Genomic DNA, 14,135 nt, shown 5'->3' with positions numbered 1-14,135 from the left:
CTCCTGGAGCTTGCCGCCAGGGGCGGTCCGGTCGTCACCGGCAGCCTCTGGAATGACGGCTGCTGGGACAGCGCGGGCGGCGACCGTCGCTGGATCTTGGCGCACAACAGCCTGCGTCGCTGAGCGGCGCGCTCGTTGTCGATCCGCCCACAACAAAGCCGGCACTCGGCCGGCTTTGTTGTTGAGCGCGTGACGCCTGGCGGTCACGCCGCCAGCGTCGTCAATCACTGTTTTATTGGTTGTACCAGGTGTGGACGCGAGACGTGCCGCTCTGGGCCAGGTAGTTCTGCAATTCCTGTTGGCTGCTGAACGTCATCCGCTGGCCGGATTGCCGATCGGTCACGACCAGTTGATCACCCGCCCGCTGCGCGGTCACCAGGTGCCCGATGCCGTTATTGCGCTCGATGCCGAGCGCGAACTGACCACCGTCCTGCAGATGCGGCAGGCTGGCCGCCAATGAGCTCGGCGAGCCTTGACGATGATGCACGCTGCCGTTGTTGCCGTTGAGGTGAGTCAACGCCGCAGTGAAGTCCTGGGGCTGCATGCCGTAGGCGCTGATGTGCTGAACCTGCTGTTGCGTCAAACCCAGTGACTGCACAACCTGTCGCTCCGACCAACCCGTCATCGCTGCAATCGTGTGAAGGCTGCAGTCATTTTGCGTGCCCGCATGGAACGGCGTGGTTTGCGCGGCGGCCGGTTGCTGGGCGTACTGCGGCTGGGCGTACTGCGGCTGGCTGTATTGCGGCTGGCTGTATTGCGGTTGGCTGTACTGCGGTTGCTGCGAATGGTGGGTGTGAGAGGAGCCATGCCGGCTGCTCGAATGATGACTGTGATGCCGGGCACCGAACGCGACGTTCGAGCCCGGCAATTCCGCGCGCACCCGCGAGGCGCTGGACTGCGACGGCGAGGCGTCTCGCGCTTTCAACTGGCCGAGCGGGCCTTCGCCGCTGGCAGATGTGCGCGCTGGCGTGTGGGTTGCTGAAGGGGTGGCGCTGCTGGCGCCGCCGGACGGGTGGAGACCTGATTCCTTGGTGGACGACGAGATTTTCATGGGATCGATCGCTTGGGTGTTGCGGCACCGGTATGACGACCGGCGCAGTTGGGAGGAGGTTTGCCCGGCGACATGGTGTCGCCACGCGAGACCGAGGCCTCCTGCGGATGCGAAGCGGTGAACGGCTGTGCGACGCGCTCCTCCCGCCTCCCGACGAAAGGTGTCGCAGCTCGCCTCACCAACCCGCGTTCCTGTTTTGACTTCGCCTCGCCCCACCGCGGCCGCGCAGAACATCGACGACCCAGCCATGGAAGAAGCGCTTCAGGGGCGTCCGCGGCATCGACGGCTTGCGTGGTGTCAACCTGCCCGACAACGCGGGTTTTGCAGACTGTCCCTAGAACCATGTCCAGCTGAAAGTGCCAGCCGCGTCGGAACTGCGCCAAGGCCGGGTATCGCCATTCGGCGCCACAGGTCAGGCCGTCCAGCACCTGCCAGCCGTGACGCGAGACGACCTCGATCCACCCGATCAGCCACGGACCTCCGACGCCGTCCTGGACCAGCGGAAACACTGCGACCCTCTGTGATGCGGCGCACCTCGGACAGCGGTTCGCCTGCGTCGAGCACCACGACGTGGGAGGCACCGGCTGCCAGCAGGGCGTCGCGTTTGGCGCGGCCCCGCCTGGCCGCTGACCCTGCGCTCACCCTGCGCTCACCCTGCGTTCAGCAGACGTTCGGCAGACGTCAGCAGACGCGTACGGTGTCGACGCAGTTCCTTCGTTCGGCCCTTACCCCCGCGCTGCCTGCTGCGCGCGCTGATAGCTCTCGATCACGGCCGCATAGTGCGGCGAGAACAGGGCATAGATCTCGGCATACTTGGCCGCGTCGGGTCGGGCCCAGGTTCGCTGAAGCTCGCACACCATCGCGTTGATGGTGGTCGGCACGACGCCGCCCTGGACGAAGCGGGCAAGGGTGGTGCGGGAGGTGAGGGCGCTGGGGTCGCCGGAGGCGTCGATGACCGCGTAGACCTTGAAGCCGGCCGCCACGGCGTCCAGGGCAGGCAACATCACACAGACGCTGGTCCAGATGCCGGCAATGACCAACGTCTTCTTGCCGGTCTCGTGCACCGCCTTGACGAAGTCCTCGTTGTCCCAGGCGCTGATCTCGCCTTTGCGGGAGACATACCGGGCGTTCGGGGCGAACTGCTCCACCTCGCTGATCAGCGGTCCGTTCGGACCGTCCGGAACCGAGGCCGTGGTGATGACCGGGAGGTTCATCAGCGCGGCCACTTTCGCCAGTGAGGCGACATTGGCCCGCAATTCGCTGATCTCGATGTCCTGGACGGTCTGCAGCAGACCGGATTGATGGTCCAGCAGCAAGACCGCGACATCGGCGGCATCCAGCAGCGCTTTGCCGCCACCGGTAGAGAGTAGGTGTGCCATCGTTGACCTCTGGGGATCGGCCTCGCACGGAGGCCTGGGTGAAGGAAGTTGCAGACGGATCCCGCGGCAGACGCCGCCCTGATCGCGCTGCTTTCGCATGCCCCCTGGCCCTCGGCGGAGACCGCCATCGAAAGCGCCCGCAATCGCTCATCGCGTTTGCGTGTCCTTCGATGGCCGCCATCGCGTCCAGCACTCGGAAGTCATGTGCTTCCACTTTGTCGGGCCGCGGGCTGACAGGCATCGACATCTCGGGAGATGGGCGCTATGTCTGAAGGACTACATGACGTCATCGACGGTCCGACGATTCACACGTGCGCAGCGGCGGAGGCGCGGCCGATCGACCGGTGGTACCGGCGCCAAGGGGACCTGCCGGTGGTGCGTCCGGACGATTGCAACCCGCTTGGCCACACCCGCCGCCCTGGCGTGGTGTGATGAATTCCGCTCATCAAGGTTGGTGATGTGCTTGGCGGACGCCGGAACTAATTTTGGGCCCGCGCTCAGACGATCCGAGGCAAGACCCCCAAGCCCTGCCAGCGCTCGTGGATCGCGCGGTCGGCGAACGAACCGCTGCGGCGCTCGTCGTGCGAAACCCCTAAGGTTGCAGCGCAAGCCTCCGTGTTCTGTGGTCACGGATGCACCTGATTCATATCCTGGAGAACGAAATGGCGGACACCTCACTTGAAGTGAAAACGGTTCAATCGCTGGCCCGCAAGCTGGATGAATTTGCCGAAGTCCTGAGCCCCGAGGAGCACGCGGTGCTTCTGGGTCTGATCGGCACAGCCGGCGCGACGCTATCCGCTGGCCACGCCGGCGCGGACACCGAGGGCGTGGACGTCAAAAGCGTGCTGTCCACACCCGGCCGGCTACCCAGCCTGTCGGTCGGTCTGAAGGATGCCTTCAAGTCGCTCCCGGGCTGGACGGATCCGGCGGGCCCGGTGTCCGATTCCATCGGTGTGGGTGTGGCGTGCGTCTCCTGGTCCAAGGACTACAACAAGCTCGGTCCCGCCGACGTCCGGGGTCTCTCCCAGATTCCGGGCCTCAGGCAATACCGCTGAGCGGCCAGGACGCATCGACGCCCGGTCAAGAAGGAGTGTGCCGTGGCGTCCATCATCCTGTGCAATCTGCCCTTCGCATCGGCCAAGCGCCCGTCGCTGCAGGCGGGCCTGCTCAAGGGTCTGGCCGAGCAGGCCGGCTGGCGGTGCAGCACCCTCCACCTCAATCTGGATTTCGCCGTCCTGATCGGCAGCGAACGCTATGAGCTGCTGTGCCAGCACCGAGGTGTTCAGCTCAGCGACTGGCTCTTCTCGGTGGCCGCGTTCGGGGCATCGGCACCCGACCCCGACGGGCAACTGCTGCAGGATCTGCCGCCGAGCTTCTTCACAGAGCTGCAGCGGCTGGACATCGACGATGCGCCGGCGTGGTTGCTGCGTCTTCGCCATGCGGTGGTGCCGGCCTACGTGAGTGCCTGCGGGCAAGCGGTGCTGGCCGCTGATGCCGAGGTCGTCGGGTTCACCTCCACCTTCCAGCAGAACACCGCGTCGTTCGCGCTGGCCCGATGGCTCAAGCAGGCGCAGCCGCGGATCCAGACCCTCTTCGGTGGCGCCAACTTCGACGATGTGATGGGGCTGGAATATGTGCGCAGCGTACCCGCCGTCGATTTCGCCGCGATCGGCGAGGCCGATGACAGCTTCCCCCGCTGGCTCAGGGCAATGGCCAAGGGGGAGGACGCTGGCGCTGTGGAAGGCATCGCCTCGCGCCGGCCCGACGGCAGCGTGCGCTACCAACCGGTTGGCAAGCCCTTCGAGCGGCTGGACGATCTGCCAGTGCCGGACTATGCCGAGTACTTCACCCGCGCCGAGCGCCTGGGTTTCTTCGATGGTCAGGCCGGGCGCGCAGTCGATCTGCCGGTGGAGGGCGCACGCGGATGCTGGTGGGGCGAGAAGCACCACTGTGTGTTCTGCGGACTCAATGCCGGGACGATGAAGTTCCGGTCCAAATCGCCACAACGGTTTGTGGATGAAGTGACCGCCCTGACGCGCAACTACCGCAGCCTGCACATCGAGACGGTCGACAACATCATCGACATGTCCTACTTCCAGACGGTGCTGCCGATCATGCAGCAGCTCAAGGCCAGCTGGAACATCTTCTACGAGGTGAAGAGCAATCTGACGCCCGACCAGATCGCCACCCTTGCCAACGCCGGCGTCCGACGCATCCAGCCTGGCATCGAGTCTCTCTCGTCACCGGTGCTGAAACTGATGCGCAAGGGCGTGCGCGGCATCCAGAACGTCAATCTGCTGCGGTGGTGCCGCTACCACGGCATCAGGGTCAGCTGGAACCTGCTGTGGGGCTTCCCTGGCGAGGCGCGCGAGCACTACGACGAACAACGCGCGCTGTTGCCCAAGCTGGTTCATCTCCAGCCACCGGACGGCTGCGGGCGCCTTTGGATGGAGCGCTTCAGTCCGCTCTACACGCAACGGGAACTGCTCGGCGTCACCGACATCCGACCGTCGGCGTCGTATCGCCACGTCTATCCCGAAACCGTGGATCTGTCGCGAGCGGCCTACTTCTTCGATTACGCGGTGCAGGGCGCGTTGCCGGACGAGACGTTTCATCCGATCGCCGAATTCATCGAGCAATGGCGCACCTGGGCCAAAGGCACGCCGCGGCCCCAGCTCAGCTGCCAGTCGGCGCCGGGCTATGTGCGAATCACCGACACGCGCACCCCCGACCGCACCGGTGCCTATGAACTCGGTGACGAGCTCGCCACGGTCTATCAGGCGTTCCTCGATCGTCCCACCAGCGCCGACATGGTGGCGCGCAGCACCGGCATCGAGGTGGGGCGGGTGCACGAGGCCGTGCAGGCCTTCGTCGACCGCGAGCTCATGATGCAAGAGGACACGCTGGCCCTGGCGCTGGCCGTTCCCGAAAGAGCGCCGACATGAATGCGAGCGTGTCCCGCGTCGAATGGCGGACGTCGAGCGGCGCGGCGCGCGCATGGCTGGCCACCCTCGACCATCCGTTGACGGCCGACCTGTTGACGCGGCTGGATCGTTTCGAGTCGTTGGTCGGGACCGCGGTGGCCGCCTGTCCACTGGTGCTGCCGGCCGATGAATCCAGCCTGGTCGCTTGGACCCCTCGCGCTTGGGGCCTGAAGGCGGGCGGCTGGTGCAGGCTTTTCCTGGAACGGTGGCGCACCGCGCCGCAGGCGCTGCAGCCGGCCATCCAGGCCTGTCTTCTGCGGGCCTGGCGCCCGTTCGGCGGCTTGATCACCTGTCCGCTGTCGGACTTGTTCTGGCCCGACGAAATCGACCAGCTGACCGCAGCGAGACAGGACATGGGCGAGATCGAGGTCACGCGGCTGAACCTCCGTGCCGGCACGAAGTCGGTGTACCGCGGCTATCTGTGCGTGATCCTCAAGGTCACCCGGCTGTGCAACTTGCGCTGCACCTATTGCCATGACTGGAGCGATGCGCCGCAGGACCATTCCCAGTTCCACCTGATCCTTCGTGCGGTGGGTCAGGCGCTGCAGTTGGGCAAGGGCACGGTGGACTTCGTCCTGCACGGCGGCGAACCTTTGATGCTCGGCCGGCGCGGCATGTTGCGCCTGCTGGCCATTCAGGCGCACCTCGCGCAGGGCGGGCAGACCGTCCACAACCACCTGCAGACCAACGGGACCCTGCTGGACGCAGCCTGGCTCGATGTCCTGGAGACCTTCGGCATCCGCGCCTCGGTCAGCATCGACGGGCCCCGTGAAGTGCACGACCGCAGCCGCCCCGACGCGCTGGGCCGAGGCACGTTCGATCGCGCCATGCACGGGCTGGAGCTGCTGCGCAGCCGGCACCTGCTGTCGGGCGTGCTGATGGTGGTGACCGCCGAGGTGCTGGCACGCGGCGCCGACGCGCTGCATGCCAGCCTGCAGGCGTTGGGACTGCTCGACGTCGGGCTCATTCCGCAACGGCCCGCGGCCGGCGAGACCGGGGGCATCGCGCACGCCGCGTTCGTTCGGTTTCTGGTCGACTTCGAGCACAGCGCCCGGGCGGCGAGCGCTGCGGGCCAGACGCGCGTCCACCTCCGTGAGTTGGACGCCGTGCAGCAGTTGGTGTCGGGCAAGCCCTCCGGGTTCTGCGAACTGGGCGGCAACTGCGTGGGCGCCTTCATCTCCATCGAAGCCGATGGCCGCGTCAGCCATTGCGACAAATACACCGGTGACGCGACCTATGTCTACGGCAATCTGTTCGAGACCGACCTCGGTGACCTGCTGCGCAGCGAGCGCGCTCAATCGATCGCGCGCCGGGCCGATGCGGGGCTGACCCGCTTGCGCGCCTGCCGGCACTTCGCCCTGTGCCAAGGCGGTTGTCCTCACGAGCGCTACCTCCAACCGTCCGGCGAGCAGGGCACTTGCTGCGGCATGGGGCCGCTGTTCGACCTGTTCGAGGCGCCTGCGTTGCGGCCGCTCGCCGCCGTCGTGGCCGGAGCGCCGACATGATTCGCGCCGACGCGCTCAGTGAGCAGGAACGCGTCGCGATGCAGGCGGCCACCGGAGGGCGGCGCCTGCCGTCGAGCGTGGAGGCCTTCGATCTCAATCTCGCCGAAGCCGAACTGCTGCTCAATGTCGGCCTGGGCGCCGAGGAAGTGGCGCATATCCGCTCGCAGCGGCCGTTCTACCGGGTCGAGGATGTGAGCGACACGGTGCCGCTCGGGTCGCACAGCGCCGCCCAACTCGCGCGGTTCTTCACCGTCTCGCGGCTGCGTTATATCGATCCCGCCTCGGGGCAGTGGTCCGAATTCACCGTCGATGCGGACGAGTGGATCGTGGAAGCCGCTCCGGTCACGACCACCGACCTGGAAGCGGCAGCGGCGCATCGCCCGGCAACGCCGCGCTACACATTGCGGGCCCAGCGGCCACGATTGACCGACGGGGAGGTGGTCGGGATCAAGTCCTTTCCGTCTTTCGTCGACGCGCAGGGCCAGCGCCGGCATCTGCACCCCGAGTTTGTGCAGGTGCAGGCGCGTTGTGCGGTCGAGGACCCCGTGCTGGGCGAGCTGCTGCAGACCCTCGGCCTGCGGGTGCACAAGACGTATCCCCTGAAGGGGCTCTTCATGGCCCGGGTCGGTGATGGCCGTCATGGACCTGCCGCGCTGTCGAATGCCTTGCTCGCGCTCAATGCGGCCCCCTGCATCGAGGCGGCCGAGCCCGCCTGGCTGGGCTTTGATGATGTCGAGGCGACCCGCGTGCGGATCCGCGATGCCGCTCCTCATGCCGCCGCGCCGCGCCCACCGAAGCCCCGCGCGTCAGCCACCGACATCGAAGCCAAGACCGAGACCGAGACCGAGACCGAGACCGAGACCGAGACCGAGACCGAGACCGAGACCGAGACCGAGACCGAGACCGAGGCTGAATCCGAAGCCGAAGCCGAAGCGGAAGCTGATACGCGTCTTCCCTGGAATCTGGACTTCCTGAGGGCATCGGTGTTCTGGGCTGCCACCCGAGGCAGCCCGGAGGTGACGCTGGTCTGCGTGGACAGCGGCGTGGCGCTGGCCCATGCCGGACTCCAGCCGCCCGCACCCCAGGCGCTGCGCTCGGCCTACGACTTCACCGACGAAGGACTGGCCGACGAGCTGGGCCACGGCACCAGCGTGGCCGGGCTGCTCGTGGGCAACGGCGGTCGGGGCGTCTGGGGACTGGCGCCCGGTTGCTCGCTGGCGGCGCTGAAGGTCTCGCTGTGGGCCGATCCAGGCGCTTATGCCAGCCGTCGGGCGGCGCTGATGAGCCTCGTGCCCTGGGCGCGCGACGGACGCCGTCTGGTCGTCAACCTGAGCTGGCGGACAGCGGGAGATGTGGCGCTCATCCGGCTGGCCATCGCGGACCTCGCCGCTGCCGGGGCACTGATCGTCTGCTCGTCGGGCAATGAGGGACTGGTGAAGGACCATCCCCACTTTCCGTCGGACTATCCGCAGACGGTGTCGGTGGGCGCGGTCGGGGATGACGGTCGCCGCGCGCCCTACAGCAACGTCTCGCCGCAGGTGGACCTCATGGCGCCCGGGGGAACCGATGCGGTGCCCTTGATCTGCGGCACGCCCGACGGGGGCGTGGTCACCCGCACCGGGACGTCCTTCGCGGCGCCGCAGATCGCGGCGGCTGCCGCGCTGGCCTGGTCGCTCATGCCCAATCTGAGCGCGCTCGACCTGCGCGCGAAGCTGGAACTGGCCACCCGCACGACGTCCGGTGAGCGCGTCCTGGACCTGGCCGAGTTGCTGCGCGTGCTGCGAGTTCCTGCCGACCCTGGCCCGATTTCGGAACCGCCGGTCACGCCCGGTACCGGAACTGGAACTGGCACCGGCACCGGCACCGGCGCGGGGCCGTTCCCGCTCTCCGGCACCGAGATGCTGCAGCGCTGCGCCGCCTGCGGCATCAAACCCATCACCGCACGCATCATGCTGTTGCGGCCGGTCTTTTCCAGTTGGGACGAGGTGGCGGCGCTCTTGGGCATGGATGCCGGCACGCTCTCACGCGTCAGGGCCACGATCGATGGTGCCCTGCGCTGAGCCGGAGATCCGCGTCGGCCTGCCGGACTGGCACATGGTCAAGGAGTGCGGCCCCGAGCCGGGCCGGATCGCCTTCGGGCCGTTCCTGCCGCAGGCGTCCTGCCTGGCCTGTTTCGCTGCGCGTCGCCAGGCCAGCGGTTTGGCGGTGGGGCAGTTGTCGGTGCTGCGCGTGCCCGGGGGCGACATCGTCCACTGGCGCGACAGCGCCTTGTGGGATCACCAGATGATGCCGGATGCGCAGCCCCAGCCGTTCATCGCTCCTGCGACGTGCGGCATGGACTGCGGAGGCCGCGCGACCCGTGCTCCGCGCAGCCATCTGGACGCCGTCGCGTCGCGAACCGGGCTCATCCGGGAGGTGCAGATGGTTCAGGCCACACCGGGCCACTGGACCGCGTTGGCAAGAGGGGCGTGGACGATCGGATCCGCCGGCGTGCCGGTGCTGTGCAATGGCACCGCCACCTCCTGTGATGCGAATGACGCGCGTGACCGTGCCATCTACGAGGCGTTGGAGCGCTACTGCGCGGGCTTCTGGCGGGCCGATGAGCTGCAGGCCGCTCCGGTCGAGACCGGTCGGGATGGCGCCACGGCCTCAGCCCCTCTGGTGCGGGTTCGGCCGCTGGACGGGGGACGCGCGGTGCTCGCGCCTGCGGACCGCGTGTACCTGCCGTTCGCGCATGAGGGGCAGTTTCACCACGGCGACTCGGTGGGCCTGGCCTGCGGCCGCAGCGAGCACGATGCGCGGGAGCGCGCCGTCGATGAGGTCATCGAACGCTGGGTGATCGATCCCTGGCTGCGCATGGCGCGGTCGATGTCGCCCCATCCCCCGCTCGATCGGCCGGCGCCTGACGGCCTGGCGGTGGTGGTCGCCCGGGTCGCGCTCGGTGCGACCTGGCGTCATGTGGCCGTGGCGATGTACGCAGCCGATCGGCCGCCCTTCGGCGCGCTGGGCTTTGGGTGCCATTCGTCGGCGCAGCAGGCCCTGAGCAAGGCGCGGCGCGAGGCCCGGCATGTGCAGGCGCACATGACCCTGCTGGCCGCACGTGGGCACCCGGCCTTGATCTCGACCGCAGAGGATGTGGAATCGACGCTGCTGCGGGCCGCGTTCGATGAAGACGTCGCCAACAGGTTGAAGGCAGCGCTGAGCGATGCCCGGCACCGCGACGCGGTGCCGCAGAAGGCACTCGCGCCGCACTCGATCCGATGGCGCACGGTGTCAACGGCCGATGTGCGCGCCCTGGGACTGGAAGTGGTGCGGGCCTTGCTGGCCGATGGGTGACCTGCTGCGGCCAGGCCGTGCGGGCGTCATGCAGTCATCGTCCGAGGGCTCTGGCGTTCAGCCCTTCACCCCACCCGCGGTCAACCCCGACACGATCCACCGCTGCGCCAGCAGAAACACCGCCGTGATCGGCAACCCCGACAGCACGGCCGCAGCCGCGAAGTCTCCCCACAGGAAGCGCTGATCGTGCAGGAAGTACTTGGAGCCCACCGCCAGCGTCAGATTGCCTTCCTCCCGCAGCAGCACCGAGGCCACCGGGTATTCGATGATGGTGCCGATGAACGCCAGCACGAACACCACCATGAGGATGGGCACCGCCATCGGCAGCAGCACCAGCCGGAAGGCCTGCCAGTGGCTGGCGCCGTCGACCTTGGCGTTCTCCTCGATCTCGATCGGGATGGTGTCGAAGTAGCCCTTGATCGTCCAGATGTGCGTGGCCACGCCGCCCAGGTAGGCCACCACCAGCCCCGCATGGGTCTCGATGCCCAGCCACGGCACGAAGGTGCCCAGCGTTTCGAAGATCGCGTAGATGGCCACCAGGGCCAGCACCGGCGGGAACATCTGCAGCAGCAGCATGCTGTTGAGGATCCCGCCCTTGAACCGGAAGCGCAGCCGCGCAAAGCCGTAGGCGGCGGTGGTGGAAATGCCCACGATCGCCAGTGCCGAGAGGCTCGCCACCTTGATCGAGTTCCACAGCCAGGTGAGCACGGGGAAGGGCGGCTGCACCAGCGAGCCGTCCGCCGCCTGGTAGGGAATGCCCAGCGCCAGCTTCCAGTGCTCCAGGCTGATGTCGGTCGGAATCAGGCTGCCGGTGGCGAAGTTGCCAGGCCGCAGCGAGATCGACACCACCGCCAGCAGCGGAAACAGCGTCAGCGCCAGGAACACCCACAGCAGGCCGTGGGCGAACCACACGCGCCAGCGGGCTTGCTTGCCTCGAACGATTGCCATGACCGGCCCTTATTCCCTTATTGATTGGCTTTGCGCATCAGGCGCAGATTGAGCAGCGACAGCGCCGCCACCAGCACGAAGATCAGCGTGGAGATCGCCGCCGCCAGGCCGAAGTCGGTGCCCGAATCGCGGAAGGCGATGCGGTAGGTGTAGCTGACCAGGATGTCCGTCTGTCCCGCCGGGATCTTGGTGGAGAGGTAATCGGGTCGCCCATCGGTCAACAGCGCGATCAGCACGAAGTTGTTGAAGTTGAAGGCGAAGGCCGACACCAGCAGCGGCGACAGCGGCTTGATGATCAACGGCGCCGTGATCTTGAAGAAGTTGGTCAGCGGCCCGGCGCCGGCGATCGCAGACGCCTCGTACAGGTCGGAGGGAATCGCCTTCAGCAGCCCCGCGCACAGGATCATGATGTAGGGATAGCCCAGCCAGACGTTCACGATCAGCAGCATCGTCTTGGCCAGCAGCGGATCGGCGAACCAGGCCGGCTTCACGCCGAACAGCGCGTCCAGGATCGCATTGATCTCGCCGAAGTTCTGATTGAACAGCCCCTTGAACACCAGGATCGAGATGAAGCCCGGCACCGCATACGGCAGGAACAGCAGGGTCCGATAGGTGGTGCGAAAGCGCAGGTCTTCCCAGTTCAGCAGCACGGCCAGCATCATGCCGATCGCGGTCGAGCACACCACGGTGAGCAGCGAGAACACCACCGTCCAGCTGAAGATGGACAGGAACGGCCCGCGGAACTCCGCATCCAGCACCATGCGCGCATAGTTCTGCGCGCCCACCATCACCTTGTAGCCCGGCGACAGATGGGTGCCGGCGGCTGCGCCTTCGCCTTGGTAGTAGCCGGTCTTGGCATCGGGTCGGAAGATCGCGCCGTCGGCCAGGCGCTTGAGCGCACCATCGGCCTGCTCCTGGAAGTGCGGCCGGATCGGACCGAATTCGCGCAGGCCCAGGTAGTGCAGGGTGGCGGCCTCGTCGGTCCGTCCGGGCAGGTGCAGGCGAAGTTGCGCGAGCGCGGCGCGATGGGCTACCAGGTCCTTCAATGAGAGCGCCGGCCCCCACGGGACCTCACCGCCCGACATCGTCGGCAGGCCCGCGTCGGGCGCGGCCTGCAGGGTGACGACGAACGGCTTGTCGACCTGCCGCAGCGCCAGCGACGGCGACACGAACCGCACCGCGCCGGTAGCGGGATCGCGCAGCACCAGGCGGAAGGCGGCACCGTCGGCGTGCAGGCTGTAGTCCCGCACCTCGTCCAGCACCGCGTCATGCTGCTCCAGCAGGTACTCGCGCACCCGCTCCTGGCTCAACAGGTGGGCCGACGAATAGTTGGTGAAGCCGATCTGCGTGGTGTAGGCCAGCGGAAAGGCGATGAACAGCAGCATCCCCGTCACGCCCGGAAACAGATAGCGATAGGCCAAGCCGGCCTGCGACAGATAGACCGCAAACCCGCTGCCGAACAGCGCCATCGCGCCCAGCGCCCACCAGGTCTGGCCGGCGACATAAAGCGTGAAGACGAGATAGAGGGCGGCCAAGGCGATCAGCGCGACGACCGGCCAATACAGCCCGCGCGCCAGGCGTTCCAGCAGGCCCGGCGCCTGGCGGCTGTAAGCCTCGGCCAGGGGCGAGTCGGGCAGGGTGGCGGCGAGCGCCGAAGTGGAGGCGGTGGTGGCGTTCATTGCTTGAGCAGCATGCGTCCGGCGGCGCCATCCAGCGCGTCCTTGGGGCTTTGGAGACCATTGGTGACGGCTTCCAGCGCCGCGTCCATCGCGGTCCAGAAGCGGCCCACCTCAGGGATGTTGGGGATGGGTTCGCCGAGGCGGGCGTTCTCCATGCTGGCGCGGATCAGCGGATTGACCGCCAGCGTTTGGTAGAAGGCCTTGTTGGCGGGCACTCCGATGGGCACGTCGTTGTCCAGCACCTGGAGCGCGGCGGGCCGCATCAGGTGCTGCTCGATGAACTCCCGCGCAATGTCCTTGTGCTTGGACGGGGCCGCGATCATGCAACCCAGCACCCCGACAAAGGGCTTGGACGGCTGGCCTGCGATCACCGCCGGAATCGGCGCCACACCGAAGTCGATGCCGGCCTTGCGGGCGTTGTCCCAGGCCCAGGGACCGGAGACCATCATCGCCACCTCGCCGCGGGCGAAGGCCGATTCCATCTCGGCATAGCGGGCGCCGCGCGGCATCACGCCTTCCTTGATCAGCCGTTCCAGCATCCGGCCGGCCTGCTGGGCGCCGGCGTTGTTCACCGCGACCTGGCGCGGGTCGAAGTCGCCTTGCGTATCACGCGCGAAGATCACCCCGCCCGCGCCGGCGAAGATCGGCCAGCTGAAGAAGCTCTTGTTGTAGTCCCACAGGATGGCGTGCTTGCCGCGCTGCCGGAGGATCTTGTCGAGCGCGATGACCTCGTCGAAGGTCTTGGGCGGCTTTGCCACCAGCGCCTTGTTGTAGATCAGACCGGTGGTCTCGATGGCGATGGGATAGCCCCAGTAGCGGCCCTGGTAGCGGAAGGCCTGCCAGGTGGTGGGTTCCAGTTCCTCGAACAAGGCGCGGCGCGGTTGCACCGGCGTCAGCAGGCCGGCCTTGGCCCATTCGCCGGCGCGGTCATGCGGCCAGCAGAAGATGTCCGGTCCCTTGCCGGCGCCAGCGGCCTGGGTGAACTTCTCCGGCGCGTCGACCGGATGCTCCACCACCACCTTGACGCCGGAGACCCGCTCGAAGGCGTCACCGACCTTCTGCAGGCCGTTGTAGGCCTTGTCCCCATTGATCCACACCAGCAGCTTGGGCGCGGTCTGCGCCTGGGCCGCAGGCAGGCCGAACAGCACGGCCAGAACCAAGACCGCCGCCCGTGGGCCCCAGGTCCGTCCCAGGGACGAGGGCCGGGATGCAGTCGAAGCCATCGATCGCCGCGCGGGGCGCGTCTGATCAGC

General features: G+C 67.5%; 10 protein-coding genes. 5 read left to right on the top strand and 5 right to left on the bottom strand.

Annotated elements, in window-relative coordinates; genetic code table 11:
• Nucleotides 1-232 precede the first annotated feature (232 nt).
• Complete coding sequence (locus tag N4261_RS15035) at nt 233-1,300, bottom strand: hypothetical protein (RefSeq protein ID WP_261756108.1); 1,068 nt, start codon at nt 1,298-1,300, stop codon at nt 233-235.
• 476 nt (nt 1,301-1,776) lie between these two features.
• On the bottom strand, nt 1,777-2,430 hold the full coding sequence (locus N4261_RS15030; RefSeq protein WP_261756107.1) for an isochorismatase family protein: 654 nt from the start codon (nt 2,428-2,430) through the stop codon (nt 1,777-1,779).
• Between the two features lie 662 nt (nt 2,431-3,092).
• Here N4261_RS15030 and N4261_RS15025 point away from each other — a divergent pair.
• The 5 genes from N4261_RS15025 to N4261_RS15005 are packed head-to-tail and all read left to right on the top strand — an operon-like array spanning nt 3,093 to nt 10,255.
• Complete coding sequence (locus N4261_RS15025; RefSeq protein ID WP_261756106.1) at nt 3,093-3,485, top strand: hypothetical protein; 393 nt, start codon at nt 3,093-3,095, stop codon at nt 3,483-3,485.
• Between the two features lie 42 nt (nt 3,486-3,527).
• Nucleotides 3,528-5,375 (top strand): RiPP maturation radical SAM C-methyltransferase, encoded by a 1,848-nt coding sequence (locus N4261_RS15020; protein ID WP_261756105.1) that lies wholly within the window; start codon nt 3,528-3,530, stop codon nt 5,373-5,375.
• On the top strand, nt 5,372-6,919 hold the full coding sequence (locus N4261_RS15015; protein WP_261756104.1) for a radical SAM/SPASM domain-containing protein: 1,548 nt from the start codon (nt 5,372-5,374) through the stop codon (nt 6,917-6,919). The genes N4261_RS15020 and N4261_RS15015 overlap by 4 nt, the downstream gene beginning before the upstream one ends.
• Nucleotides 6,916-8,979, top strand: a complete 2,064-nt coding sequence (locus tag N4261_RS15010) for a S8 family peptidase (protein WP_261756102.1) — start codon at nt 6,916-6,918, stop codon at nt 8,977-8,979. The genes N4261_RS15015 and N4261_RS15010 overlap by 4 nt, the downstream gene beginning before the upstream one ends.
• Complete coding sequence (locus tag N4261_RS15005) at nt 8,963-10,255, top strand: YcaO-like family protein (protein ID WP_261756101.1); 1,293 nt, start codon at nt 8,963-8,965, stop codon at nt 10,253-10,255. Before N4261_RS15010 ends, N4261_RS15005 begins: the two co-directional genes overlap by 17 nt.
• 57 nt (nt 10,256-10,312) lie before the next feature.
• Here the strand turns inward: N4261_RS15005 and malG are convergent, their stop codons facing one another.
• Genes malG through malE form a run of 3 tightly spaced genes read right to left on the bottom strand, consistent with a single transcriptional unit; the run spans nt 10,313 to nt 14,042 of the window.
• Nucleotides 10,313-11,203 (bottom strand): maltose ABC transporter permease MalG, encoded by an 891-nt coding sequence (malG, locus tag N4261_RS15000; RefSeq protein WP_261756100.1) that lies wholly within the window; start codon nt 11,201-11,203, stop codon nt 10,313-10,315.
• Between the two features lie 17 nt (nt 11,204-11,220).
• Complete coding sequence (gene malF / locus N4261_RS14995; RefSeq protein WP_261756099.1) at nt 11,221-12,882, bottom strand: maltose ABC transporter permease MalF; 1,662 nt, start codon at nt 12,880-12,882, stop codon at nt 11,221-11,223.
• A complete protein-coding gene (malE, locus tag N4261_RS14990) occupies nt 12,879-14,042 on the bottom strand; it encodes a maltose/maltodextrin ABC transporter substrate-binding protein MalE (protein WP_261756098.1) in 1,164 nt (387 codons plus the stop codon). The genes malF and malE overlap by 4 nt, the downstream gene beginning before the upstream one ends.
• Nucleotides 14,043-14,135: the final 93 nt, after the last annotated feature.

This window comes from Roseateles amylovorans, from assembly GCF_025398155.2.
GTDB lineage: Bacteria > Pseudomonadota > Gammaproteobacteria > Burkholderiales > Burkholderiaceae_C > Roseateles > Roseateles amylovorans.
Note: the sequence above shows the minus strand (reverse complement) of the source record. Positions and strands in the feature narration are given on the sequence as shown.